Consider the following 22,225-nt stretch of genomic DNA (forward strand, 5'->3'; position numbering starts at 1 on the left):
TAACGATTAAATGAAACATGGAAGAGTGTTTCACGTGGAACAATGATGAGTTTATTTCAAGAAACATATGATGTAATTGTGGTTGGTGCAGGTCATGCTGGTAGTGAAGCGGCGGCGGCGGCAGCCAATATGGGATGTTCAACTTTGCTGGTGACCATGAATCTTCAGAACATTGCACAGATGTCCTGTAACCCTGCTATGGGGGGAATTGCAAAGGGTCAAATTGTAAGAGAGATTGATGCTTTAGGTGGTTATAGCGGTATTGTTAGTGATACTTCGGCTATCCAGTTTAAGATGTTGAACAAATCCAAAGGGCCAGCTATGTGGAGTCCGCGTGTGCAGAGTGATCGTATGAAGTTTGCTGAGGATTGGCGTTTGATGTTGGAGCAAACTCCTAATATGGACTTTTACCAGGATATGGTTTCTAGTTTGTTGGTAGAAGGAGAGCGTGTGGTTGGAGTGAAAACGTCTTTGGGAATTGATATAAAAGGAAAGGCTGTGGTGCTTACCAATGGAACTTTCTTGAACGGTTTGATTCATATCGGAGATAAGAATTTTGGTGGAGGTAGAGCAGGTGAAAGAGCGGCTAAAGGAATCACTGAACAATTGGTTGATTTAGGATTTGATGCTGGAAGAATGAAGACTGGAACACCGCCTAGGGTTGATGGTCGTTCATTGGATTATTCTAAAATGATTGTACAGCCAGGGGATGAAAATCCTGAGAAGTTTTCTTATTCTGATGTGACAAAACCCTTGACAAAGCAACGGGATTGCCATATGTCTTATACAAGTTCAGAGGTTCATGATTTGTTGCGGGAAGGCTTTGATCGTTCGCCTATGTTTAATGGGAGAATTAAAAGTACAGGACCAAGATATTGTCCTTCTATAGAGGATAAGATCAATCGTTTTGCAGATAAGGATAGGCATCAATTGTTCGTTGAGCCAGAAGGGTGGAATACGGTTGAAGTGTATGTTAATGGCTTTTCTACATCTTTACCTGAGGATGTACAATTTAAGGCATTGCGTTCTGTTGCTGGGTTTGAAAATGTGAAATTCTTTAGACCAGGATACGCTATAGAGTATGATTATTTTCCGCCTACACAGTTAAAGCATACGTTGGAAACAAAGTTGATTGACGGTTTGTATTTTGCTGGGCAGATTAACGGTACTACGGGTTATGAGGAAGCGGCTTCTCAGGGTTTGATGGCTGGTATTAATGCTGCTTTGAAAGTACAGGAAAGGGAAGCTTTTATATTGAATCGTAGTGAGGCTTATATAGGTGTTTTGATAGATGATTTGATTACAAAGGGAACTGAGGAGCCTTATAGAATGTTTACCTCAAGGGCTGAATATCGCACTTTGTTGCGTCAGGATAATGCAGATTTAAGATTAACGCCTAAGTCTTTTAAGTTGGGATTGGCTTCTGAGAAGCGTTTAAAACGCATGGAGGAAAAGCATTCTTCAGCTGAGGATTTTGTGTCGTTCTTTAAAGAGACTAGTGTAAAGCCAGAAGATATTAATCCTATTTTGGAGAGCAAGGATTCGGCTTTGGTTAAGCAGTCTGATAAGATGTTTAAAGTGTTTTCTAGGCCGAACATCACGATTGATGACATGCGTAAATTGTATGTTGTTGAAGCCTATGTTCAGGAACATGATTTGGATCCTGAGGTTATTGAGCAAGCCGAAATACAAGTGAAGTATTCCGGGTATATCGAGAAGGAAAAGAATAATGCTGATAAGTTGAATAGGTTGGAGAATATTAAAATTCCTGAGAATTTCGATTATTCTAAAATCACAAATATGAGCTTTGAAGCTCGTGAGAAATTAAATAAAATTAGGCCTGTTACCATTTCTCAGGCGTCACGAATAAGTGGGGTTTCTCCAAGTGACGTTTCTGTGCTTTTGGTGTATATGGGGCGATAATTTAAAATATAAATTAAAAGTGTTTCACGTGGAACATAACATTCCTGCTTTTGCAGGAATATTTTTTTATGGCAAAAACAGATAAGTTTTTAAAGGTTAAGGATCATTCCGTATCGGGTGAAGAATTTGTTTTGGTCCGTCATCCAGAATTGGATTTATTGGAGACAACTCCAAAACCTTCTTTAGAACGTCTTCCTGAATATTATAAAAGTGAAGATTATATTTCGCATACCGATGCTAAACGAAATATTTTTGAAAAGGCATATCATGTTGTTCGGAATATTTCACTTCAGAGAAAATTAAAACTAATCAATTCTGTAAGTAAAGAATCCAAATCACTTTTGGATATTGGTTGCGGAACTGGAGATTTTTTAAAAGTGGCTCAAGATGCCAATTGGAATGTTTGCGGGATTGAGCCTAATGAAGAGGCTAGGGGAATCGCTAATAAAAAAACAAAGGATAATGTTTTTGATGTTTCGAAATTGCCGACGTTAAAGGAACAAAGTTTTGATGTAATTACGTTATGGCATGTTTTGGAACATTTGCCAGATTTAAAAAAGGAAATCGAACAATTGAAACGCTTATTGCGAACAAATGGTACTTTGATTATTGCAGTTCCAAATTTTAAAAGTTACGATGCCAATTATTACAAATCATATTGGGCGGCTTATGATGTGCCGAGGCATTTGTGGCATTTTTCTAAAACATCTGTTTCAAAATTGTTTTTGGAACAGGATATGGTTGTGCAAAATATTTTACCAATGCCATTTGATGCGTTTTATGTGAGTCTGCTTTCAGAAAAATACAAAAATGGCAAGATGAATTTTTTTAAAGCGTTTTGGGTGGGATTTCAATCGAATCTCAAAGCGAAGCGCTCCGGAGAGCATTCTTCTCTAATTTATGTGCTAAAAAATAAGTGAAACTTTAAATAAGACTTTCAAATTAGCTTCTACGGGGTGTATTGTTGGATTACCTTAGCTTTTTTAGAAAGTGGCTTAAATCGCTTTAAAACGCGTTGTTTTTAATAGGGATTTTTAATAGTAGATTATGATTGTTATAAGATTATTTTATAGAAGCTTGTTTTGAGAAATAATCGCCTAAGTTGATACATTTACGAAAAATTTAATTGTATACATAAAATGAAAAAAATTGCGTTGCTTTTAGGTTTGGGACTTGGATTGTTATCATGTCAAAACCAACAAAAAATTGCTTTCGTGGATAACGGGAAAGTAATTAACGATTATCAAGCTAAAATTGATGTCGAAGAAAAATTTAAGTTAAAGGACTTAGAATTTCAAAAGTTGAGAGATAGTTTGATTGCCAAATATCAATTGGAATATAAATCGGCTCAAGACAAGGCTAGAGGGATGTCGGATAATGATGTTCAAAAATTGTCCCAGGAATTGGGGATGAAGGAACAGCAATTGATCCAGCAAATCAAAATGGAACAGGAACAAATGACTCAGGAGTTTCAAACTGAAATTGACTCAGTAATTGTTGAAGTTAAAGAATTTGTAAAAGAATACGGCAAAAAGAACGATTATACTTATATATTGGGTACTAGCGAGGTTGCTGCTAGTGTTTTATATGGAAAAGAAGATAACGATCTTACCGAAACCATTACAGAAGCTCTGAATGAAGCTTACAAAGCAAAAGAGTAGTTTTACATATCATATTGGCCAGTTAAAGTAACTGGCTTTTTGTTTGACTACTATTTAATATTTCCAAATTATTTTCATCAATCAATATAACTAAATCATTACTGCATGAAGCATTTCCTATGTATTGCTTACTTTCTTTTTAGTTTTTCTGTTTTTGCCCAAGAAAAATTTACGATTAGAGGAACTATAACTGATGCTTCCAATGGGGAAACCTTAATGGGGGCTACAGCTTTTTTGCAGGGAACGGATAATGGATCTGTTACCAACGAATATGGCTTTTATTCCTTAACGGCTATTGAAGGAAATTACACTTTAATCATTTCCTATATGGGCTATGAAACCCAAACCAAACAAATTAGTTTGGATAAGGATCAAACCATCAATTTTGAACTGAGCGAATCCGCAACTGCTCTAGATGAGATTGTAATTACCGCCGAAGAATCTGAACAAATCAATATTAAAAAACCTGAAATGAGCGTCGCTAAACTTAATGCGGCCACCATTAAGCAAATGCCGGCTGTTTTAGGGGAGGTAGATGTTGTAAAATCCATTCAAATGCTGCCTGGGGTTACCAATAATGGGGAAGGTTCTTCAGGGTTTAATGTGCGTGGTGGTGCGGCAGATCAGAATTTGGTACTTTTAGATGAAGCAATTATTTATAATACCTCGCATTTTTTCGGTTTTTTCTCTGTGTTTAATAGTGATGCTATTAAAGACATTAAACTTTACAAGGGAGATATTCCTGCGAAATTTGGTGGACGTGTATCCTCGGTTTTAGATGTGCGCCAAAAGGAAGGAAACCGTAAAAACTTCAATTTAACTGGGGGTATTGGTTTGATTTCTAGTAGATTAACTGCTGAATCTCCAATTTTTATGGATAAAGGTTCCTTTTTAATTGCCGGAAGGACTTCTTATGCACATCTGTTTCTTAAGGCTGTCGAGGACTTTAAGGATGATAAGATTTCATTTTATGATTTGAATCTAAAGGCTAATTATGAGATTAATAGTAATAACAAGATTTATCTCTCTGGATATTTTGGGAGGGATGTCTTCAACTTAAATAAAATCATTGAAAATGGCTACGGTAATGTTTCTGGAAACTTGCGTTGGAATCACGTATTTACAGATCGTTTGTTTTCTAATTTATCTATGATTTATAGTAAATATGATTATCAAATTGTGCTGGATTTTATCGAGTTGGATTGGATTGCAGATATTGCCAATTATAACCTAAAATATGATTTAAAGTATTACTTGAATGATAAGCTTGATTTGGATTTTGGGGTTAGTGGTATTTCTTATTTATTAAATCCCGGAGAGGTTAGTCCAACATCAAGCGAGTCTCCAATCAACTATTTAAAATTGGACGACAAACGTGCTTTTGAAGGGGCGGCCTATATAAGTGCGGAACATCAAATTAGTAAAAAATTGACGGCTCAATATGGCTTACGATTTAGCCAATTCATGCGTCTTGGGGGACAGGCCATGACTACCTATGTGAATGATCAACCTGTGATTTACAATGATGAATTGGAAATTTACGAAAGGGGAGAAGTCTTGGATGACATCTATTACAGTAAAGGTGAAACTATTAAAGATTATAATGGTCTGGAACCTAGGCTGGGGCTTTCTTATGAGCTTAACAGTGCTTCTTCTTTAAAAGCCAGTTTTACCAAGTCTACCCAATATTTACATCTGTTATCAAACACTGCTTCTGTGACACCGTTGGATGTTTGGACGCCAAGTGGTCAATACATTAAACCGCAGCGTTCAATACAATATGCTGTGGGATATTACAGAAATTTTTCAGAGAAAGGGTATGCTTTGGAGTTGGAAACCTACTATAAAACCATTAAAAACCGAATTGATTATATCGATGGTTCAGATTTGATTGGGAACAACAACATTGAAACCGAAATCCTAAATGGTGAAGCTCGAGCCTATGGTATGGAGGTGTTATTGAGAAAAACCAAGGGTAAATTTACCGGTTGGCTAGCTTATACACTTTCAAAATCGGAACAACGTACTTTGGGAGGAAAGGCTGGAGGGCCTGGAATTAACGGTGGTAATTGGTATAATACACCTTATGATAGAACGCACGATGTATCTGTTACAGCTGCTTATCAACTGAATGATAAATGGAGTTTCAGTTCCAATTTTGTGTTTCAAACAGGGCGTCCCGTAACGTATCCAAATGGACAGTATGAATACGAAGGACTTTCTATAGCGAGTTATTCCAATAGAAATAGGGATCGATTGCCGCAATATCATCGTTTGGATATATCGGCCGTTTACAAACCAAATAAGCATCCTGAGAGACGTTTAAAGGGAGAATGGGTATTTGGCATATATAACATCTATAATAGGCGAAATGCGGCCTCTATTTCGTTCGGTCAAAGTAAGGTGTCTGGACTCAATGAAGCCACTAGATTGTCTATTTTCGGAATTATTCCTTCGGTAACGTATAACTTTAAATTCTAAAAATATGAAAATCAATATATACATAATTCTACTGGCTATTTTTGGAATCTTCATGTCTTGTGAAGATGTTATTGATGTTGAAGTTACAACAGCGACGCCTAGGTTGGTAATTGAAGCATCCTTGGATTGGGAGAAGGGTACTTTAGGCAATGAGCAGCTTATAAAACTCAGCATGTCTACACCGTATTTTGATGTTACTTCGGATAGTGGTGTATCTGGAGCTTCGGTGAAAGTGACCAATACAAATTCAGGAGAAGAATTTTTGTTTGAGGACCAAAATGACGGAACCTACACAACGTCTAATTTTGTTCCTGTTTTAAACGATTCGTATACTTTGGAAGTTGTTTACAACAACCAAACTTATTTGGGTAGTGAAACCTTGATGCCGGTAACAGATATTACCAATGTGACGCAGTCTGTTGAAGGAGGTTTTGATGACGAATTATTGGAACTTAACGTGTATTTCAATGATCCTGCAGATGAAGAGAATTATTATTTCTTTAGGTATTATGAAGAAGGGGATCTCTTCCCATTGTTGGCAGATTTGTCAGATGAATTTTTCAATGGGAATGAAGTTCATGATTTTTGGGAAAAGCAGGATGATGAAGATAACAATGAGGAAGCTTTCGAACCTGGAGATACGGTTGAAGTTAGCCTTTATGGAATTTCAGAACGCTACTACAATTATGTGCGTTTGTTGATAGAACAATATTACTCTGGTGGTGATCCTTTTAGTTCCAATGCTGCGCAATTACGAGGCAATTGTGTCAACCAAACCAATCCAAACAACTATCCATTTGGATATTTCAGGGTGACAGAATTTGTAAAAGCCTCCTATACGTTTGAATAAACTGAAGGCTTGAAAAGTTTGTACTTATTTTTTGTGAAGCAACCGTGTGAGTTTAATGGATAAATCTGTGAGGATGATCTTTGAATTTCCATTCCGCTCAATGTGGTAAATGGCATCCTGCAGCTCTTCGCTAATCTCCAAAATGTTGGCATTGTGCACAAAGGGTGCAAACTTTTCAAGCTTGAAATTCTGGGTTTTGGGTTCCATATATACCAAATCATCAGCGCCGTAATTCATTAGAAGCGCCTGTCTGAAAAAGTCGATGCAGAAATGCAAAAACTGTTTTTGGGTTTCTCTCCCTGTTTTGGCAATGTCCTCGCTCCACGTTATTAAATCCAAGATAGCACCTTTGTTGCCTTTGGCTTTAAATGCAGATCGAATCCAGAATACAAACCATTCTTCAAATTGTAAATCTTCAGAATCTTGATATACAATATCGCAGGCTTTATTGTAGTTGCCGTTGGCTTGATGTGCAATTTTGGTGGCTTCTCCTTCGTTGAGATCGTATTGCTTCATCAAGGCCTGTTTGATTACTTCTTCGGCCAAAGGCGGAAAGTGCAAAATTTGACAACGCGATTTGATGGTATTGATAATCTGTTCCTCATCTTCAGCTATCAAGATGAAAATGGTTTTGCTAGGCGGCTCTTCAATCAATTTCAGTAGTTTGTTGGCGGCAGCGGTATTCATCTTATCTGCCATCCAAATCAACATAACCTTGTAACCTCCTTCGTATGATTTTAGGGAAAGCGCTTTTACAATATCTTGTGCTTCGTCCACACCAATTTGTCCCTGCTTGTTGTCAATTCCCAAAAGTTTGTACCAATCAAACAAGTTTCCATAAGGTTGTTCTGCTACCAATTGACGCCATTCTTCCAAGAAATGCGAGGACACTGGGTGACTTTTCACCTTGTCGTTGGTAGCCACCGGAAAGGCAAAGTGCAAATCGGGGTAGGAGAGGTTTTTAAACTTCAAATTACAAGCCTCGTTGCCTCCTTCGTTTTCAGAATTTTGGTTTTTGCATAAAATATACTGCGCATAGGCGATGGCCATGGGCAAGGTACCGCTGCCTTCCGGTCCAATGAATAATTGTGCATGTGCAATACGGCCATTGTCCACACTTTGTGTGAGATGGCTCTTTAAATGTTCCTGTCCTAAAATATCTGAAAATAACATACGGCAAAACTATGTAAATTTCTCTTATAAAGAAGAGGAGGACTTTATAATCCAAGAAGGTAAAATATTTTTCAACCTATAACGATTTCGGTTGGAAAACGCATTTTATGGCATTGTTTATTTAATTACTTTTGTGTTACACTAAAAAACATCACATTATGAAAACGATTAACGACTTCAATTTTAAAGATAAAAAAGCCTTAATTAGAGTAGATTTCAACGTGCCTTTAAATGAGCAGTTTGAGGTAACAGACGATACCAGAATTGTATCTGCAAAGCCAACCATCATCAAAATTTTGGAAGATGGCGGAAGCTGTGTGTTGATGTCGCACTTAGGAAGGCCAAAAGGTGTTGACGATACGTTTTCATTGCGTCATATTGTAGATAAGGTTTCTGAGGTTATTGGCGTTGAAGTAAAATTTGTGGCCAATTGTGTGGGAGCTGAAGCTGAAGCAGCGGCCAAAGCACTACAACCAGGCGAAGTGTTGTTATTGGAAAACTTAAGATTTCACTCGGAAGAAACCGCAGGAGATGTAGCCTTTGCTGAAGGACTTTCAAAATTGGGAGATATTTATGTGAACGATGCCTTTGGTACAGCTCACCGTGCCCATGCTTCTACTACCATTGTGGCACAATTTTTCCCAGAGCACAAATGTTTTGGATACCTATTGGCTGAAGAAATTGAAAGCATTGAAAAAGTGATGAAAACAGGTGAAAAACCTGTGTTGGCTGTATTGGGAGGTGCTAAAGTATCTTCAAAAATTACAATTATTGAAAACATTTTGGATAAGGTAGACCACTTGATCATTGGTGGGGGAATGACCTTTACCTTTATCAAAGCACAAGGTGGTTCTATTGGAGAGTCTATCTGTGAAGATGATAAATTGGATATGGCCCTTGAAATCTTGAAGAATGCCAAAGCCAAAAATGTACAAGTACATATTCCTGTTGATGTAGTTGCAGCCGATAGTTTTAGCAACGACGCTGCTACACAAATTGTTGATGTTACCAAAATTCCTGACGGATGGCAAGGTTTGGACGCGGGTCCAAAATCGTTGGCCAATTTCCATGATGTGGTAATGCAGTGCAAAACCATTCTTTGGAACGGTCCATTAGGAGTATTTGAAATGGAAAACTTCTCAAAAGGAACCATTGCTTTAGGAAACTCTATAGCTGAAGCGACGAAAAAGGGGGCGTTTTCTCTTGTTGGGGGAGGTGATTCTGTAGCAGCTGTGAAACAATTTGGGTTTGAAGACAAAGTGAGCTACGTTAGCACAGGTGGTGGTGCTATGTTGGAAAGCTTGGAAGGAAAAACGCTACCTGGAATTGCTGCAATTTTAGAGTAATCCATACAAAACCAGTCGTTTAAAAGCCTATATTTCTGTTAAAAGAAGTGCTTGGTCTTTTATATGTTTCAAAAAAATACGATTTTAGCGCCATCTATCGTTGATAGTACAGATAATTTTTACAAATGAACAAACCTATTACCTTAGTTGTAGGCGCTTTGTTATGTTGTGGAGTTTCTTTCGCTCAAGAAAATAAAAAGCAGGAAACGCATATTAAAGAAGATTCTGTCAAGGTTGAGACCGTTGTCCCAAAACAGGTCGATTCCTTGATTGATGGAAAAAGCGCTGAAATTAAAGCAATCACCCCTGTGGCTGATTCTACCGCTCTTATGGTTTATGAAGACCATAAACAAGCTGCAGATATAGACCAGAAATGGCTGGACGAGTTGTACAGTAATTCATTATTCGATACTATTTATAAGTCGGTTACAGAGCTGACTTATGAGGATGTTGAATATCCTGAGTTGCCTACAGATACCTTAAAGGCGCGTTTAAAGGAGCTCAATGCTAGAACACCTTTCAATATTGAGTACAATCCTTCTCTGGAGAATGTCATCAAGTCGTATTTAAAAAACAGACGAGAGTCTCTAGATAGACTTATGTCTTTGAGTGAGTATTATTTCCCTCTTTTTGAGACGACTTTAGATAGTTACAATTTGCCATTGGAGATGAAGTACTTGGCCATTGTGGAATCTGCTTTAAAGCCGAAGGCTAAATCTAGAGTAGGCGCAACGGGATTATGGCAGTTTATGTTTGGTACCGGAAAAATGTACGGGCTTAATGTAAGCAGTTATGTAGACGAACGTAGCGATCCTATTAAATCTACTGAAGCTGCCAGTAAATATCTTGCTAAATTGTACGAGATTTTTGGTGACTGGGATTTAGCTTTAGCTGCCTATAATTCGGGTCCTGGAAACGTGAGCAAGGCGATTCGACGTTCGGGTGGCTATCAGAACTATTGGAATATCAGACCGTTTCTTCCACGTGAAACAGCGGGTTATGTCCCTGCCTTTTTTGCTACCATGTATATTTTTGAATATGCGGAAGAACATGGTTTCAATAGAATCAAACCAGAATTTCACTATATTGAAACCGATACGATTCACGTGAAACAAATGATTACCTTGGATCAGGTGTCTGAAGTTTTGGATTTGCCTATAGAGGAGTTGCAGTTTTTAAACCCTTCTTATAAATTGGATATCATTCCATATATCAAGGATGAAAATTATACCTTAAGATTGCCAATGCACGCAGTGGGCAGGTTTGTGGCCAATGAAAAAGACATTTATGCTTATGCTCAAACTGAGTTTGACAAGCGAGAAAAACCATTGCCTCAATTTTTTGAGTCGGATGTAAAGATTACCTATAGGGTTAGGAGTGGTGATTATCTTGGGAAAATTGCGAGAAAGTATGGCGTTAGAGTAAGCCAAATCAAACAGTGGAATGGTTTGCGAAGCAACGATCTTAGAATAGGTCAACGCTTGAGTATCTACCCAAGGAAACCTGTGTTTACAGATCCGCCGGCCAAAACAAAAAGTGCTGTGAAAACCGTTGAGGTTGAAGGAAAACAAACGTATTTAGTGCAGCAAGGAGATACACTTTGGGGCATTTCCCAAAAATTTCCTGGAATTTCTGTCCAAAATATTAAAGATTGGAACGGTATTAGTGGTACACAATTAAAAGTAGGCATGAAGCTTATTGTATCTAACTAAAACTAAAAACTAATAAATGAAACACTTAGCCATTGTAGCTGTTTTTGCCACCCTGTTTTTTGGGTGTAAGGACGCTTCAAAAAACCAACGTTTAGTACCAGCATCATCAGGAAATCTTAATCATCTTACCGTTGTTGTAGACAATCTTCTTTGGGAAGATAAAGTTGGTGAAGCCATGCGTGATGTTTTGGCAGCACCGGTTGCAGGGCTTGCCATTGACGAACCCTTGTTTACAATTAATCAGTTACCAACCCAAGTGTTTTCTGGGTTTACTACCAAAAGCAGGATTATTGTTAAGGTTGAAAAGGGGAAAGAAGCTGGTATAAAATTGGGGCATGATGTGTTTGCAAAGCCTCAAACGGTGGTTTACGTAACTGGCACAACCAATGATGAAATTATTGAGCAATTACAATCTAATTCCGAAGAAATTGTCAAAGCTTTAAAAGATGAGGAAATCAAGGAAAAGCAACGACGTATTAATTTGTCCTTATTTGATGATACACGGCTAAAAGAAGAATTGGGGGTGTCTTTAAAGTTGCCATCTGTGTATAGAATGGCTAAGGATGAAGATGGTTTCTTCTGGATTCGTAAGGACATCACTACTGGAACTATGGATTTAATGGTTTATGCAGTGCCACTAACTACATTAAGACCAGGCGATAGTTTGGCTATGGATGTAGTGAGAATGCGGGATTCGGTTGGGAAAACCCACATTGAAGGACGTTTGGAAGGTTCTTATATGAGTACTGAAAATAAATATGCACCTTTTGTTTTTGAATCTCAAATAGACAAGAAACCGACGATTGAAACCAAAGGGATCTGGGAGGTGAAAAATGATTTTATGGCAGGGCCATTTATCAACTACGCTATCGAGGATAAGGCTAAAAACAGATACGTAATTATTGAAGGATATGCTTTTGCACCGTCGGTAGATAAGAGAGATTATATGTTTGAATTGGAGGCGATCATCAGGTCAGCCAAAATTCAATAGATAAAGAAACCATAGCTTACAAAAAAAGCCAACTTTAAGAAGTTGGCTTTTTTTGTATTATAATAAAATTAAATTATCACTAAGAATAACTTAGGTTGTTTTATCCTCGTCCTCTTTGCTGGCATCTTTAAATTCCTTAATCCCACTTCCTAAACCTCTCATTAACTCAGGAATCTTTTTACCACCAAAAATTAATAAAACTACCACCGCAATTAAAACTATTTGTGGCCATCCAACAACTAATGGTAACATAAGTAAACTCATAACATAATATTTAGAACTGCAAATTTAATAATTAAACTTCAAATTGTACGTTTTAAACTAAACTTTAAGATTAAGCAAAAAGACTTGCACTTATTTTATTTAATTTTGTGTCATAATGACTACGAAAAAGAAAGAAAAGAAATTCACCAAAAAGCTACTGCACAAGTACCGTTTGGTCATATTAAACGAGGATACTTTTGAAGAGCGTTTTGCTATCAAGCTAACACGTTTGAATGTGTTTGTGATTGTAGCTATTTCCTCAATTTTGTTAATAGCGGCAACCACGTTATTGATTGCCTTTACGTCCTTAAGGGAATTTATTCCAGGATATTCTTCAGCAGCCCTAAAGAAGGAGGCTACCGAGCTTCATTACAAAACCGATTCTTTGCAACAGGTTATTACCATGAACGAGCGCTATTATAGCTCCATCAAAAAGGTCTTGACCGGAGATGTGAAAACGGAAGAGTTGAATAAGGATTCTATTATCAACGCGGTACAAAATGAAGTGAACACTGAAAGATTGGTGCCGAGTAAAGAAGATTCTCTTTTAAGGGAAAAAGTAGCAAAGGAAGACAAATACAATTTGTTTGAGTCGGCTATTTCTGCAACAAACTTTGTGCTGTTTCCTCCCGTGAGCGGAACGATTTCCGATGGTTATGATGTGGAGAAAAAGCATTATGCTGTGGATATCGTAGTAGCTAAAGATACTCCAGTAAAAGCCGCTGCGGATGGCACCGTAATTTTTGCTGAATGGACTGCCGAAACGGGTTATGTGGTAGTTCTGGAACACAGCCATGAATTGATTTCGGTTTATAAACATAATGGTGCGATTACCAAAGAACAGGGAGATTTGGTGAAAGGGGGAGAAGTGATTGCTATGGCCGGAAATATGGGAGAATACTCCACGGGACCCCATTTGCATTTTGAATTATGGAACAGAGGGTATCCTGTAAACCCAACTAACTTTATCGATTTTAACTAATGCTTTCAATAAAATCTGCCTTAGCCAAACCATTCGCAAAAAGAGTCAAAAAATCTGTGTTGAAATGGGCTAACAAACCTATAGAAACACAACAAAAGGTGTTCAATGAATTGATTTCGGAAGCTGCTGGAACCCAATTTGGGAAAGACCATGATTTTGTGAGCATTAATTCTTATGAAGACTTTAAGAAAAGAGTGCCTATTCGGGATTATGAAGCCTTAAAGCCCTATGTAGATAGAGTGGTTGCGGGTGAAGAAAATGTACTTTGGAAAGGGAAACCGCTTTATTTTGCTAAAACTTCAGGCACCACTTCGGGAGCAAAATATATCCCATTGACAAAGGAAAGTATGCCAAGTCATATCCATGCGGCTAGAAACGCTATCCTCATGTATATTGCTGAGACGGGCAATGCCAAATTTGTGGATGGCAAGATGATCTTTTTACAGGGTAGCCCAATTCTTAAGGAACAAAACGGTATTCAGCTGGGAAGATTGTCTGGAATTGTTGCCCACTATGTGCCAAAATATTTGCAAAAAAACCGCATGCCTTCATGGGAAACCAATTGTATAGACGATTGGGAAACTAAGGTGAATGCTATTGTGGAAGAAACGCTTCCTGAAAACATGACGGTCATTTCAGGGATTCCTTCTTGGGTACAGATGTATTTTGAGAAGATTCAGGAGAAAACAGGCAAAAAGGTTGGCGATGTATTCAATAACTTTGAACTCTTTATTTATGGAGGCGTCAACTATGAACCTTACAGAGCAAAGTTTGAAAATTTAATAGGCAGAAAGGTGGACAGCATTGAACTGTTCCCTGCAAGTGAAGGCTTTTTTGCTTTTCAGGATAGCCAGAAGGAAAGGGGGATGTTACTCCAATTGAATTCAGGAATATTTTATGAATTCATTAAAGCGGATGATTTTTTTAATGACAATCCAGAACGTATCAGCATTGCCGATGTGGAATTGGGAGTGAATTATGTGATGATTGTGTCTACCAATGCGGGACTTTGGGCCTATAATGTGGGAGATACGGTAATGTTTACCTCTTTAAAGCCTTATCGCATCATTGTTTCCGGAAGGATTAAACACTTTATTTCGGCCTTTGGAGAGCATGTTATTGGTAAGGAAGTGGAGCAGGCGTTGAAAGAAGGAATGGAAGGAACTTCCTTTGAAATTTCAGAATTTACGGTCGCACCTCAAATTAATCCAGAAAGTGGATTGCCTTATCATGAATGGTTTATTGAATTCGAAACTATTCCTGAGGATTTAGCCTTTTTGGAAGCTAAAATTGATCAATCCCTTCAGCAGCAAAACACCTATTATTTCGATTTAATTGAAGGTAAAGTATTGAGACCTCTTAAGATAACCGCTGTAAAAAAGAACGGATTTACTGAATATATGAAATCCATTGGGAAGTTGGGAGGCCAGAATAAAATTCCAAGATTGTCCAACGACAGGAAAATTGCGGATGCCTTGTATGGGCAGGGATTAACGAAATAGTCCTATATTTGTAGGTTAACAAGTATGGCAAACACAGCAAAAAGACACGAAAGAACTAGGGCTCAGGAGAGTTCCAGCGCTATTGAAAAAATGTACATCACGATGCGACATTTATTCAATAGGGGCTTCTATAAACCTATGGGAGTTTCTGGAGAAACTCTTAGGGAGTCTTTGTTGTTGTTGCGACCGGAAATTTATGGTTCTATTGCGGATGAAAAGGCTGAGCTGGAAGGTTTGCTTTATGTGATCGATAGATTGCCGTTGGGAATCGAAGAGTGTTCCTTTATCAATTTGACAAGTGATGAAGGCTATGGGAATTCGCATTTCAAAGCGATTATTCCAGCCAAAAGAAGACGGAATTGTTACCGTATCGATGAAGAGCAGATGAACATTGAGATAACTAGAGGGCGTTCCGAAATATATGATATTCTCACTCACTTAACTTTTTTATTCGTTGAATCCCATAAGATTAGTAATCGAGTGCTTGTCGACGAACAAGGAACAACGACTAGAGATTGGGTGAAATTGGAAAAGGCGGTTTTATCCGAAGAAAAATTATCCCAGAAGGAAAGGGAAATTGCAATTACGCATACCGCCAATATTTTGGGAAGAACCTTTAACGAGATTACCCAAATCTATAATCAATTTGCGACATCAAAGCAACCTGATAGAATGTTGCATATTGTATACTGGTTGGGTAAATTGGCCATCGAGGAAAACGTAAGTGACATCAAAAGAACGGTAACATTTTCTCCTGTTCTTAGAGAACGATTGGGGCATCATATTCATGGTGAAATTTGGGCAGATGACATTAAAGCAGTTTTAATAGAAAACGAATTGTTGGATCGCCCTATTCACATCATAAGTGCCAATATGCACAGTGTGATGAATTCCCTGTTTACCCCGAGTGTTTTAAAAGGAAGTTTGGCCAAAAAGGACATTTTCGAGATTTATCAGGATCTAAGTAAGAAAGACAATGAGTCCCTACGTAATAAAGTGAATAAGGAGGCGTTGCAACAAGGGATGTTGTACATACCTGATAGTTCAGGAACCAATATTGATGTTCAGATTTTTGATACTTCCAAGATGGATTTATCAAAGGTGGACATGCAATTAGATGAGCAGAAGCTCCAACGGGATAAACCTGTGATTGTGGTTATGGATTATGCTTTTGGAGAACAAGCTTATGAAACCATGGATGAACTCTTGAAACCAGTCGTTATAGAGGATTATAAGAAGCATCTAAATGTTGAATCTATCTCTTTAATGGGGAAAGCTGGGATTTTGGAAGGCGGAAAAGGTGATATCATGATACCATCTGCTCATATATTTGAAGGAACTGCTGATAATTATCCTTTCGAAAATGAATTAAGTAAAAAGGATTTGGAAGGACATGGTATTAGCATTTACGAAGGCTCTATGATTACGGTGTTGGGAACTTCCCTTCAGAATAAAGAGATTTTGAAATTCTTTTACAATTCCACATGGAATGTGATTGGTTTGGAAATGGAAGGGGCTCATTATCAAAAGGCGATTCAATCGGCATCTAAAGTAAGAGGGAATATTGGCAAGGATGTCAAAGTAAGGTATGCTTACTATGCAAGTGATAATCCTTTAGAAACAGGAAGCACTTTAGCCTCTGGTGGATTGGGTACCTCAGGAGTAAAACCAACTTATTTAATAACAAGAAAAATACTAGAACAAATTTTAAATTAACATATCTAACTAATGAATAAAAACCTACCGGAAACTAACACTTCGGAAGAAGTGGATTTAGGACAATTGTTTACTCTTATTGGCAGTCTATTTACAAAGTTATTTAACTTTATAGGCAGTCTATTTACAAAGCTCTTTTACCTGTTTGTGGCTTTGGTGTTTTTTGTGAAGAAAAATATTTTAATCTTGATCGGTGCAGCAGTGCTTGGTTTTGGTTTTGGAATTTTTAAACAGAAAATCTCTAAACCAGTATATTCATCAAATGCTGTTATCAAACAAAATTATGATACAGGAGAGAGCTTATACAATTTGTTGAATTATTATAATGATCTTATCATGGATCAAGATTTTCAATCTTTGTCAGCAGCTCTAAATATTACTTTAGAGGAGGCTAGAAATATGGTGGCTTTTGAAATGGAATCCGTTTTAAACAACAACCAAAAATTAAAAGTATACGATGAGTTTAAAAAGGAAATTGATTCCACTCTTGCCAATAATATTGATTTTGAAAAGTTTTTGGATAATTCCTATGATTACGACTATGAATATCAACGACTCACTGTAAGCGCAACTCAAAAGAGTCTATTAAAAAAGGTTCTTCCGGAAATTATTAAAAACATAGAATCCATAGAATTCTTTAAAAATGAACAACAAAAGGATTTAGATGAATTGAATTATCAAGAAGGTGTAATTCTGGAGTCTCTAAAGGAATCTGATTCGTTACAAAAAGTCTATCAAAGAGTCCTAGAAAAAATGAACGAAAATCCGAATTCCCAAACAAGCATTTTGATTGATAATACAGCAGATAAAAGCTCTACCAAAGAGTATGAATTGTTTTCAGAGGATATCAAATTGCGAAGAGAGTTGGTAAAAATTAAAAGAGAAAAGGATGAGATTAAAAAGATTGTGGAAGTAATTTCTAGTCAGCAAGATGAGGGAATTTTGTCTAATTCAATGACTTTAATGGGAAGAAAACTTGGGTACAAGGTCTATTATGGGATTTTATTAACAGGATTAACATTTTTTGTGTTAATTGGATTAAGATTTATTAAATACTTAGATCAATTTAAAGATAAAATATAAATTGAAAATGAATGTACTAATAACTGGAGGAGCTGGATTTATAGGGTCTCACGTGGTCAGACTATTTGTAGAGAAGTATCCAGAACATCGTATTTATAACTTGGATTGTTTGACCTATGCAGGGAATTTAGAGAATCTAAAGGATATTGAGAACCAATCAAATTATAAATTTCTTAAGGCAGATATCACGGACGAGTCTCATATTAACCAATTGTTTGAAAACTATAAGTTTGATAGAGTAATCCATTTAGCGGCAGAGTCGCATGTGGACCGTTCCATTACAGATCCGTTGGCTTTTGTGAAAACTAATGTTATTGGCACCATGATACTTTTGAATGCCTTTAAAAAATTATGGAATAATAATTATGAGGAAAAACTTTTTTATCATGTTAGTACAGACGAGGTTTATGGGACTTTAGGAGAAACAGGACTTTTTACAGAAACGACTGCTTATGATCCTAATTCACCTTATTCTGCATCAAAGGCGAGTTCAGATCATTTTGTAAGAGCCTATGGAGAAACCTATGGTATTCCTTTTGTGATAACCAATTGCTCAAACAATTATGGGCAAAATCAATTCCCTGAAAAATTGATTCCATTGTTTATCAACAATATATTGGAAGGAAAACCATTACCTGTATACGGAGATGGAAACTATACTAGGGATTGGTTATATGTACAAGATCATGCTAAAGCTATTGATTTGGTTTTTCATAAAGGTGTCTTGGGTGAAACTTATAACATTGGCGGCTTTAATGAATGGAAGAACATTGATTTGGTGAAATTGCTATGCCAACAAATGGATGAGAAATTGAACAAGCCTAAAGGAACTTCAGAGCAGCTTATTACTTTTGTTAAGGACCGTCCTGGGCATGATTTACGTTATGCCATTGATGCCTCTAAAATTAATAAAGAATTGGGTTGGAAACCATCTGTGACTTTTGAAGAAGGATTAAGTAAGACTATTGATTGGTACTTGGATAACGAGGAATGGTTAAACCATGTAACAAGTGGCGCATATCAAACCTATTACCAAACTCAATACAACTAGTATGAAAGGAATTATATTAGCAGGAGGTTCAGGTACTAGGCTTCATCCACTAACATTGTCAGTAAGTAAGCAGTTAATGCCTATTTATGATAAACCGATGATATATTATCCGTTGTCTACGTTAATATATGCAGGCATCAATGAAATATTAATTATTTCAACTCCTAAAGATTTGCCATTGTTTCAAGATTTACTTGGTAATGGTGAAAAGTACGGATGTCATTTCGAATATGCTGTTCAGGAGGAACCTAATGGCTTAGCTGAAGCATTTATTATAGGGGAAGATTTCATTGGAGAGGAAAAGGTGGCCTTGATTTTAGGGGATAACATATTTTATGGTACAGGCTTGTCACAATTATTACAAAACAATAATGATCCCGATGGCGGTATTATTTATGCCTATCGAGTTCATGATCCAGAGCGTTATGGTGTGGTTGAGTTTGATGAAGAGGGGCATGCCATTTCCATAGAAGAAAAACCTATGGAACCAAAATCCAATTACGCCGTTCCTGGGATTTATTTTTATGACAATAATGTTGTAGATATTGCCAAAAATATTAAACCAAGTGCTCGAGGAGAACTGGAAATAACTGATGTCAACAAAGTGTATTTGGAACAAGGACGTTTAAATGTAAGCATTTTGGATAGAGGAACTGCTTGGCTGGATACGGGAACATTTCAATCATTGATGCAGGCTTCCCAGTTTGTTGAGGTTATAGAGGAACGACAAGGCTTGAAAATAGGCTCTATAGAGGCTGCTGCCTTTGAAATGGGTTTTATTGACGAGACACAATTCAAGGCATTGGCGGAACCGCTTTTAAAGAGTGGCTATGGAAAGAATTTATTGGGATTGCTTAATAGAAAATAATGAGGGTAGAGGAAACCAATTTGAAGGGATGTTTTATAATTCATCCAACAGTATTTGAAGATAAAAGGGGATATTTCTTAGAGAGTTTTAATAAAGAAAGGTTTAATAAGGCTATTGGTAAAAATATAACCTTTGTTCAGGATAATGAATCTTTTTCTACAAAAGGTGTATTAAGAGGATTACACTATCAAACAGGAGATCATGCACAGGCCAAATTGGTACGTGTTATAAAAGGTAGAGTGTTGGATGTGGCAGTTGATATTAGGCCAGATTCTCCAACTTACGGAGAACATGTAGCTGTTGAATTGTCAGAAGAGAACAAAACACAACTTTTTGTGCCAAGAGGATTTGCTCATGGCTTTGTTGTGTTAAGCGAAACCGCTATTTTTTCATACAAGTGTGATAATTTTTATAATAAGGCTTCTGAGGGAGGAATTATTTACAATGACCCTAGCTTAAATATAGATTGGCAATTATCCGACGAAGAATTGATTGTGTCTGAAAAAGATGCTATTTTACCAATTTTAGAAAAGGCGCTGATATGAAAACCATTTTGGTTACGGGAGGAAATGGGCAATTGGCAACTTGCATCAAGGATTTGGAACGGTCAGTAAATGGTTTTAAATTCATTTATGTAGATAGTTCGGAGTTGGATATTTCGAAAGAAGATCAAGTAAATTGTTTCTTTTCAGAAAATACAATTGATTGGTGTATCAATTGTGCAGCCTATACAGCTGTTGATAAAGCGGAAAATGATAAAGACAAGGCATTTGAAGTTAACGTTTTGGGAACAAAATATTTGGCTAGGGCTTGTGAAGAGCACGGTGCAAAGATTATTCATATTTCAACCGATTTTGTGTTTGGTGGTGATGCCTGCTTTGGCTATTGTGAAACTGATGCAACAAACCCCATAGGTGTTTATGGAGCGACAAAGCTTCAAGGGGAACAAGAATTAGAAAAGCTTCTTGAAAGACATTTCATTTTTAGAACTTCTTGGCTGTATTCGGAACATGGACATAATTTCATGAAAACGATGTTGCGTCTTACAGAATCCAAAACGGAATTAAATATAGTTGCAGATCAAATTGGAACTCCAACATACGCTAAGGATTTGGCTACAGTACTTTTGGAAGTAGTTTCTTCTAATAGTGAAGCCTACGGTTTATATCATTTTAGCAATGAAGGTGTAGCTAGTTGGTATGATTTTGCACACGCTATTTTTGATATTGGTGAAAAAGCGACTGAGGTTTTTCCGATAAAATCTGAAGACTTTCCAACACCAGCAAAAAGGCCTCATTTTAGTGTTTTGGATAAGACCAAGGTGAAGAATACATTCAACATAAAAATACCTCATTGGAGGGACAGTTTAAAAGAAGCGATAAAACAAATAGATTAATGAAAGAACTTTTAGAAACAGCAATAAAAGCTTCCTTGAAAGCAGGTAAAGCAATTATGGAAATTTACGATTCCAAAATTGAAGTTGAATACAAGGAGGACGAATCTCCCCTAACGGAGGCTGATAAACGTTCCAATAGTGTTATCAATTCTTTTTTGATACCTACCAATATTCCTATTATTAGTGAAGAGAATAAACAAGTTGACTATCAAATAAGAAAGGATTGGTCTACTTGTTGGGTGGTTGATCCTGTAGATGGGACCAAAGAGTTTATAAAGCGTAATGGTGAGTTTACTGTGAATATTGCATTGGTAAAGGAAGGAAAGCCTGTGTTGGGAGTTATTTATGTTCCTGCAGAACAAACCATTTACTATGCCGATGTAGATTCCAAAAAGGCCTTTAAGGCAAAACTGGAATCCCATAATATTGATGTTAAAACAGTGTTTGAATTGGCCACTCCTTTAAAACCTAAAGCTAAAGATTCGGATGTTGTTGAGGTTGTAGGAAGTCGATCGCATATGAATCAAGATACTTTGGATTTTGTTGAAGGTTTAAAGGCTGAAGGTAAAAATGTGGAGATAGTTTCAAAGGGAAGTTCTTTAAAGTTTTGTTTGGTTGCAGAGGGAGCTGCGGATGTTTATCCGCGTTATGCTCCAACTATGGAGTGGGATACAGCTGCAGGACAGGCCATTTGCAATGCATTAGGTTTGCAAGTCATTTCAAAAGAAACCAATGAACCTTTGCAGTATAACAAAGAAAATTTATTAAACAGCTATTTCTTGGTTAGCAAATAAATGAAGGATGCCTCATACAAAAGACATATAGCTAAAACGGTTACTTGGAGACTTGTTGGAACCATTGATACGATACTACTATCATGGATTATTTCGGGAGACCCTTTAATTGGTCTGCAGATTGGTGTTTATGAAGTTATTACCAAAATGGTCTTGTACTTTTTACATGAACGGGTTTGGTTTAAAGTTAACCTTTCCAAAGATGGGAAGATTCTAGAGAGTAGGAAGCGTCATATCGCCAAAACTATTACTTGGCGTATGGTTGGAACTATGGATACAATGACATTGGCTTGGATAGTAACTGGAAATCCCCTAACAGGTTTTAAAATTGCGTCTGTTGAAGTAGTTACAAAAATGTTGTTATATTATTTGCATGAGCGTACTTGGTACAAAATTAATTTCGGGTTACCAAACAGAAACAATGACTAGATT

The 22,225-nt window shown here is 37.0% G+C and carries 20 protein-coding genes; 18 read left to right on the forward strand and 2 right to left on the reverse strand.

Features of this window, described 5'->3' with window-relative positions; translation table 11 throughout:
• The first annotated feature begins 42 nt into the window (after window positions 1–42).
• The 5 genes from mnmG to AC6I5C_RS02515 all read left to right on the forward strand — a co-directional run bounded on the left by mnmG (window position 43) and on the right by AC6I5C_RS02515 (window position 6,915).
• Window positions 43–1,923 (forward strand): tRNA uridine-5-carboxymethylaminomethyl(34) synthesis enzyme MnmG, encoded by a 1,881-nt coding sequence (gene mnmG / locus AC6I5C_RS02495; RefSeq protein ID WP_497903790.1) that lies wholly within the window; start codon window positions 43–45, stop codon window positions 1,921–1,923.
• Window positions 1,924–1,991: 68 nt separating this feature from the next.
• Complete coding sequence (locus AC6I5C_RS02500; RefSeq protein ID WP_497903791.1) at window positions 1,992–2,843, forward strand: class I SAM-dependent methyltransferase; 852 nt, start codon at window positions 1,992–1,994, stop codon at window positions 2,841–2,843.
• Between the two features lie 219 nt (window positions 2,844–3,062).
• Entirely contained in the window at window positions 3,063–3,584 is a 522-nt protein-coding gene (locus AC6I5C_RS02505; protein WP_497903792.1) for an OmpH/Skp family outer membrane protein, read from the forward strand.
• Window positions 3,585–3,689: 105 nt separating this feature from the next.
• A complete protein-coding gene (locus AC6I5C_RS02510; RefSeq protein WP_497903793.1) occupies window positions 3,690–6,065 on the forward strand; it encodes a TonB-dependent receptor in 2,376 nt (791 codons plus the stop codon).
• 4 nt (window positions 6,066–6,069) lie between these two features.
• Window positions 6,070–6,915 carry a DUF4249 domain-containing protein gene (locus AC6I5C_RS02515; RefSeq protein ID WP_497903794.1) on the forward strand — a complete coding sequence of 282 codons (846 nt, stop codon included), beginning with the start codon at window positions 6,070–6,072 and terminating at the stop codon, window positions 6,913–6,915.
• Between the two features lie 24 nt (window positions 6,916–6,939).
• Here AC6I5C_RS02515 and AC6I5C_RS02520 read toward each other — a convergent pair whose 3' ends face one another.
• Window positions 6,940–8,088 (reverse strand): DNA polymerase III subunit, encoded by a 1,149-nt coding sequence (locus AC6I5C_RS02520; protein WP_497903795.1) that lies wholly within the window; start codon window positions 8,086–8,088, stop codon window positions 6,940–6,942.
• A 158-nt stretch (window positions 8,089–8,246) separates the two neighbouring features.
• Here AC6I5C_RS02520 and AC6I5C_RS02525 point away from each other — a divergent pair, with 158 nt between their 5' ends.
• The 3 genes from AC6I5C_RS02525 (at window position 8,247) to AC6I5C_RS02535 (ending at window position 12,137) form a co-directional block, all read left to right on the forward strand.
• Complete coding sequence (locus AC6I5C_RS02525; protein ID WP_497903796.1) at window positions 8,247–9,434, forward strand: phosphoglycerate kinase; 1,188 nt, start codon at window positions 8,247–8,249, stop codon at window positions 9,432–9,434.
• A gap of 125 nt (window positions 9,435–9,559) precedes the next feature.
• Window positions 9,560–11,146 (forward strand): lytic transglycosylase domain-containing protein, encoded by a 1,587-nt coding sequence (locus AC6I5C_RS02530; protein WP_497903797.1) that lies wholly within the window; start codon window positions 9,560–9,562, stop codon window positions 11,144–11,146.
• Between the two features lie 16 nt (window positions 11,147–11,162).
• Complete coding sequence (locus AC6I5C_RS02535) at window positions 11,163–12,137, forward strand: DUF4837 family protein (protein ID WP_497903798.1); 975 nt, start codon at window positions 11,163–11,165, stop codon at window positions 12,135–12,137.
• Window positions 12,138–12,227: 90 nt separating this feature from the next.
• Here the strand turns inward: AC6I5C_RS02535 and AC6I5C_RS02540 are convergent, their stop codons facing one another.
• Entirely contained in the window at window positions 12,228–12,401 is a 174-nt protein-coding gene (locus AC6I5C_RS02540) for a twin-arginine translocase TatA/TatE family subunit (protein WP_053976528.1), read from the reverse strand.
• Window positions 12,402–12,516: 115 nt separating this feature from the next.
• On the opposite strand from AC6I5C_RS02540, the gene AC6I5C_RS02545 reads away from it, so the two are divergent.
• The 10 genes from AC6I5C_RS02545 to AC6I5C_RS02590 are packed head-to-tail and all read left to right on the forward strand — an operon-like array spanning window position 12,517 to window position 22,222.
• Window positions 12,517–13,383, forward strand: a complete 867-nt coding sequence (locus tag AC6I5C_RS02545; protein WP_053976527.1) for a M23 family metallopeptidase — start codon at window positions 12,517–12,519, stop codon at window positions 13,381–13,383.
• Complete coding sequence (locus tag AC6I5C_RS02550; RefSeq protein ID WP_497903799.1) at window positions 13,383–14,885, forward strand: GH3 auxin-responsive promoter family protein; 1,503 nt, start codon at window positions 13,383–13,385, stop codon at window positions 14,883–14,885. The genes AC6I5C_RS02545 and AC6I5C_RS02550 overlap by 1 nt, the downstream gene beginning before the upstream one ends.
• 24 nt (window positions 14,886–14,909) lie before the next feature.
• Complete coding sequence (locus AC6I5C_RS02555) at window positions 14,910–16,601, forward strand: DUF6909 family protein (protein ID WP_497903800.1); 1,692 nt, start codon at window positions 14,910–14,912, stop codon at window positions 16,599–16,601.
• A gap of 12 nt (window positions 16,602–16,613) precedes the next feature.
• Window positions 16,614–17,684, forward strand: a complete 1,071-nt coding sequence (locus AC6I5C_RS02560) for a hypothetical protein (protein WP_497903801.1) — start codon at window positions 16,614–16,616, stop codon at window positions 17,682–17,684.
• Between the two features lie 7 nt (window positions 17,685–17,691).
• Window positions 17,692–18,735 (forward strand): dTDP-glucose 4,6-dehydratase, encoded by a 1,044-nt coding sequence (gene rfbB, locus AC6I5C_RS02565; RefSeq protein ID WP_497903802.1) that lies wholly within the window; start codon window positions 17,692–17,694, stop codon window positions 18,733–18,735.
• Window position 18,736: 1 nt separating this feature from the next.
• Window positions 18,737–19,603, forward strand: coding sequence for a glucose-1-phosphate thymidylyltransferase RfbA (gene rfbA / locus AC6I5C_RS02570; protein ID WP_497903803.1), 867 nt, complete (start codon window positions 18,737–18,739; stop codon window positions 19,601–19,603).
• Entirely contained in the window at window positions 19,603–20,148 is a 546-nt protein-coding gene (gene rfbC, locus AC6I5C_RS02575; RefSeq protein ID WP_497903804.1) for a dTDP-4-dehydrorhamnose 3,5-epimerase, read from the forward strand. The genes rfbA and rfbC overlap by 1 nt, the downstream gene beginning before the upstream one ends.
• Entirely contained in the window at window positions 20,145–20,999 is an 855-nt protein-coding gene (gene rfbD, locus AC6I5C_RS02580) for a dTDP-4-dehydrorhamnose reductase (protein ID WP_497903805.1), read from the forward strand. Before rfbC ends, rfbD begins: the two co-directional genes overlap by 4 nt.
• A complete protein-coding gene (gene cysQ / locus AC6I5C_RS02585) occupies window positions 20,999–21,793 on the forward strand; it encodes a 3'(2'),5'-bisphosphate nucleotidase CysQ (protein WP_497903806.1) in 795 nt (264 codons plus the stop codon). The genes rfbD and cysQ overlap by 1 nt, the downstream gene beginning before the upstream one ends.
• Window positions 21,794–22,222, forward strand: a complete 429-nt coding sequence (locus AC6I5C_RS02590; RefSeq protein ID WP_497903807.1) for a DUF2061 domain-containing protein — start codon at window positions 21,794–21,796, stop codon at window positions 22,220–22,222.
• The last annotated feature ends 3 nt before the right edge of the window (window positions 22,223–22,225 follow it).

The organism is Mangrovimonas sp. sgz306409, assembly GCF_059735265.1.

Bases quoted from the DNA above. Each gene is read 5' to 3' on its own strand.
- AC6I5C_RS02550 (WP_497903799.1), top strand. From the start codon at position 13,383: ATGCTTTCAATAAAATCTGCCTTAGCCAAACCATTCGCAAAAAGAGTC.
- AC6I5C_RS02500 (WP_497903791.1), top strand. From the start codon at position 1,992: ATGGCAAAAACAGATAAGTTTTTAAAGGTTAAGGATCATTCCGTATCG.
- AC6I5C_RS02555 (WP_497903800.1), top strand. From the start codon at position 14,910: ATGGCAAACACAGCAAAAAGACACGAAAGAACTAGGGCTCAGGAGAGT.
- AC6I5C_RS02545 (WP_053976527.1), top strand. From the start codon at position 12,517: ATGACTACGAAAAAGAAAGAAAAGAAATTCACCAAAAAGCTACTGCAC.
- AC6I5C_RS02505 (WP_497903792.1), top strand. From the start codon at position 3,063: ATGAAAAAAATTGCGTTGCTTTTAGGTTTGGGACTTGGATTGTTATCA.
- rfbA (WP_497903803.1), top strand. From the start codon at position 18,737: ATGAAAGGAATTATATTAGCAGGAGGTTCAGGTACTAGGCTTCATCCA.
- AC6I5C_RS02560 (WP_497903801.1), top strand. From the start codon at position 16,614: ATGAATAAAAACCTACCGGAAACTAACACTTCGGAAGAAGTGGATTTA.
- cysQ (WP_497903806.1), top strand. From the start codon at position 20,999: ATGAAAGAACTTTTAGAAACAGCAATAAAAGCTTCCTTGAAAGCAGGT.
- AC6I5C_RS02515 (WP_497903794.1), top strand. From the start codon at position 6,070: ATGAAAATCAATATATACATAATTCTACTGGCTATTTTTGGAATCTTC.
- AC6I5C_RS02525 (WP_497903796.1), top strand. From the start codon at position 8,247: ATGAAAACGATTAACGACTTCAATTTTAAAGATAAAAAAGCCTTAATT.
- rfbC (WP_497903804.1), top strand. From the start codon at position 19,603: ATGAGGGTAGAGGAAACCAATTTGAAGGGATGTTTTATAATTCATCCA.
- AC6I5C_RS02510 (WP_497903793.1), top strand. From the start codon at position 3,690: ATGAAGCATTTCCTATGTATTGCTTACTTTCTTTTTAGTTTTTCTGTT.
- AC6I5C_RS02530 (WP_497903797.1), top strand. From the start codon at position 9,560: ATGAACAAACCTATTACCTTAGTTGTAGGCGCTTTGTTATGTTGTGGA.
- AC6I5C_RS02535 (WP_497903798.1), top strand. From the start codon at position 11,163: ATGAAACACTTAGCCATTGTAGCTGTTTTTGCCACCCTGTTTTTTGGG.
- rfbD (WP_497903805.1), top strand. From the start codon at position 20,145: ATGAAAACCATTTTGGTTACGGGAGGAAATGGGCAATTGGCAACTTGC.
- AC6I5C_RS02540 (WP_053976528.1), bottom strand. From the start codon at position 12,401: ATGAGTTTACTTATGTTACCATTAGTTGTTGGATGGCCACAAATAGTT.
- mnmG (WP_497903790.1), top strand. From the start codon at position 43: ATGATGAGTTTATTTCAAGAAACATATGATGTAATTGTGGTTGGTGCA.
- AC6I5C_RS02520 (WP_497903795.1), bottom strand. From the start codon at position 8,088: ATGTTATTTTCAGATATTTTAGGACAGGAACATTTAAAGAGCCATCTC.
- rfbB (WP_497903802.1), top strand. From the start codon at position 17,692: ATGAATGTACTAATAACTGGAGGAGCTGGATTTATAGGGTCTCACGTG.
- AC6I5C_RS02590 (WP_497903807.1), top strand. From the start codon at position 21,794: ATGAAGGATGCCTCATACAAAAGACATATAGCTAAAACGGTTACTTGG.